This window comes from Intestinibacter sp., from assembly GCF_051866655.1.
In the GTDB taxonomy this organism is placed as follows: Bacteria; Bacillota; Clostridia; order Peptostreptococcales; family Peptostreptococcaceae; genus Intestinibacter.
In genome coordinates this window covers 1-3,231 of the sequence record NZ_JBJDXL010000370.1, presented here as the reverse complement: position 1 = coordinate 3,231, position 3,231 = coordinate 1, and the positions used below count along the sequence as shown (strand labels likewise).

Here is a 3,231-nt window from a genome sequence, read left to right as displayed (position 1 = left end):
ATTGATATCTGTCAAATAATGTTTTTGTTATTGCAGCTGTTAATGTAGTTTTACCGTGGTCAACGTGGCCGATTGTTCCTATATTAACATGTGGTTTAGTTCTTTCGTATTTAGCCTTAGCCATTTGAATTACCTCCTAATGTTTTTATTATAAAATTTATATATTTTCTATAAGACGAGGACGAATCCTCGTCTCTTATTTTTAATTTAAATTATTATTATCTACCTTCTGATATTTTTTTAGCTACGTTAGCTGGAACTTGTTCGTAGTGGTCAAATATCATAGTGTAAGTAGCTCTACCTTGAGTAGTAGATCTTAATTCAGTTGCATAACCGAACATTTCTGAAAGTGGAACAAATGCATTTATAACTTGTGCACCGCTTCTAGCTTCCATACCTTGGATTAAACCTCTCTTAGAGTTTATTCCACCCATAACGTCACCCATGTATTCTTCTGGAGTAACAACTTCAACTTTAAAGTAAGGTTCAAGTAATACTGAATCACCTTTCTTTAATGCTTCTTTCATAGCCATTGAACCAGCCATTTTGAATGCCATTTCTGATGAATCGACTTCATGGTAAGAACCATCGTATAATTCAACAGCAACGTCAACTACTTGATATCCAGCAACAACACCTGATTGCATAGCACCTTGGATACCCATATCAGTTGGTCCAACATATTCTTTTGGTACAGATCCACCAACAGTTTTGTTTTCAAATAAGTAACCAGCACCTGGTTCTTGTGGAGAAACTCTAAGTTTAACGTGACCATATTGTCCTCTACCACCTGATTGTTTAGAATATTTATATTCAACATCAACTGGTTTAGTTATAGTTTCTCTGTAAGCAACTTGTGGAGCACCAACATTTGCTTCAACTTTGAATTCTCTTAATAATCTATCTACTATGATCTCTAAGTGTAATTCACCCATACCACCGATTACAGTTTGTCCAGTTTCTTCATCAGTTCTAACTCTGAAAGTAGGGTCTTCTTCAGCTAATTTTTGAAGAGCAACACCCATTTTTTCTTGAGCAGCTTTTGATTTTGGTTCTATAGCTACGTCGATAACTGGTTCAGGGAATTCCATAGATTCAAGTATTATTGGACTATCTAGAGCACATAAAGTATCTCCAGTTGTAGTATCTTTTAAACCTACTGCAGCAGCTATATCTCCTGCATAAACTTCAGTTATTTCTTGTCTTGTATTAGCATGCATTTGTAGGATACGTCCTATTCTTTCTTTCTTGTTCTTAGTTGCATTTAATACATAAGAACCAGATTGTAAAGTACCAGAGTAAACTCTGAAGAACGCTAATTTACCTACGAATGGGTCAGTCATTATTTTGAATGCTAATGCTGAGAATGGTTCTTCATCAGAAGAATGTCTTTCAGCTTCAGTTCCATCTGGTAATACACCTTTTATAGCTTCTATATCAGTTGGAGCTGGTAAATAATCTATAACAGCATCTATAACAGGTTGAACACCTTTATTTCTGTAAGCAGTACCACAGAATACTGGGTTCATTTCACAAGCTATAGTAGCTTTTCTTATAGCACCTTTTATTTCTTCTTCAGTTAATTCTTCACCTTCAAGATATTTCATCATTAGCTCTTCATCAGTTTCAGCAACTGATTCTACTAATTTTTCTCTCCATTCAGCAGCTAATTCTTGCATATCTTCTGGTATATCTGTTTCATCCATAACAGTACCTAGGTCATCTTCATAGATTATAGCATCCATTTTTATTAAGTCTACTATACCTTTGAAAGTATCTTCTCTACCTATTGGTAATTGAAGAGGCACAGCATTTGCACCTAATCTTTCTTTCATCATTTCTACAACATTGTAGAAGTCAGCACCTAATATATCCATTTTATTAACAAATGCTATTCTTGGTACTTTGTAAGTTTCAGCTTGTCTCCATACATTTTCAGATTGAGGTTCAACCCCACCTTTAGCACAGAAAACAGCTACTGAACCATCTAGAACTCTAAGAGATCTTTCAACTTCAACTGTGAAGTCTACGTGCCCTGGTGTATCTATTATGTTGATTCTGTGATCTTTCCAAGTTGTAGTTGTTGCAGCAGAAGTTATTGTTATACCTCTTTCTTTTTCTTGTTCCATCCAGTCCATTTGAGAAGCTCCTTCATGAGTTTCTCCTATTTTATGTGTACGCCCAGTATAGAACAGGATTCTTTCTGTAGTAGTTGTTTTACCTGCATCTATATGAGCCATGATTCCTATATTTCTAGTTCTTTCCAAAGGAAAATTTCTAGCCATGGTTATCCTCCTTAGATATCCTCTAATATTTCTTAATTCCTAATTGAATTCCGATATTAGAATCAAATTAGAATCTGTAATGAGCAAATGCTTTATTTGCTTCAGCCATTTTATGAGTATCTTCTCTCTTCTTAACTGATGCTCCTGTATTATTTGCAGCATCCATTATTTCTCTCGCAAGTTTTTCTACCATACCTTTTTCTCCACGAGCTCTTGTGTATTTTACTAACCATCTTAAACCTAAAGTTTGTCTTCTGTCAGGTCTAACTTCTATTGGAACTTGGTAGTTAGCTCCACCAACTCTTCTAGCTTTTACTTCTAAAACTGGCATTATGTTATCCATTGCTTTGTTGAATACTTCTAAAGCATCTTCTCCAGTTTTTTCAGCTATTATGTCAAAAGCATCATATACTATTTTTTGTGCTTTTCCTTTTTTTCCGTCTATCATTAAATTATTTATTAATTTTGTAACTACCTTACTTCCATATACTGGATCTGGTAATACGTCTCTCTTTGGAACATTACCTTTTCTTGGCATTTTGCTTCCCTCCTTAATTATTTTTATCTTAAATCATCGGTACTCGACATATTATCACAATGCCGTATGCCATAAATATATATATATTTAAAGCACCGCACTATAATATTTCAATTTCGATTTAGTGTTTTATTTTTCTATTTTTTAGCAGCTTTTGGTCTCTTAGCACCATATTTAGATCTTGCTTGCATTCTCTTATCAACACCAGCAGTATCTAATGTACCTCTTAATATATGGTATCTAACCCCTGGAAGGTCTTTTACTCTTCCTCCTCTTATAAGAACAACACTATGCTCTTGTAAGTTGTGTCCTTCTCCTGGTATATAAGCAGAAACTTCTATACCGTTAGTTAATCTAACTCTGGCAACTTTTCTTAAAGCTGAGTTAGGTTTCTTAGGAGTAACTGTC

General features: G+C 34.5%; 4 protein-coding genes. All 4 read right to left on the bottom strand.

Annotation, left to right across the window (positions count from 1 at the left end):
- Positions 1-124: GTP-binding protein (locus ACI3VO_RS10980; protein ID WP_439757957.1), on the bottom strand; the 124-nt coding region annotated here is incomplete at its 3' end.
- Positions 125-218: 94 nt separating this feature from the next.
- Entirely contained in the window at positions 219-2,285 is a 2,067-nt protein-coding gene (gene fusA / locus ACI3VO_RS10975) for an elongation factor G (RefSeq protein WP_439757956.1), read from the bottom strand.
- Positions 2,286-2,352: 67 nt separating this feature from the next.
- A complete protein-coding gene (gene rpsG / locus ACI3VO_RS10970; RefSeq protein ID WP_439757955.1) occupies positions 2,353-2,823 on the bottom strand; it encodes a 30S ribosomal protein S7 in 471 nt (156 codons plus the stop codon).
- A 137-nt stretch (positions 2,824-2,960) separates the two neighbouring features.
- A partial coding sequence (rpsL, locus tag ACI3VO_RS10965) for a 30S ribosomal protein S12 (RefSeq protein WP_439757954.1) occupies positions 2,961-3,231 on the bottom strand: 271 nt, incomplete at its 5' end.

Excerpts from the sequence above, each read along its gene's own strand:
- rpsG (WP_439757955.1), bottom strand. The coding sequence starts at position 2,823 with ATGCCAAGAAAAGGTAATGTTCCAAAGAGAGACGTATTACCAGATCCA.
- fusA (WP_439757956.1), bottom strand. The coding sequence starts at position 2,285 with ATGGCTAGAAATTTTCCTTTGGAAAGAACTAGAAATATAGGAATCATG.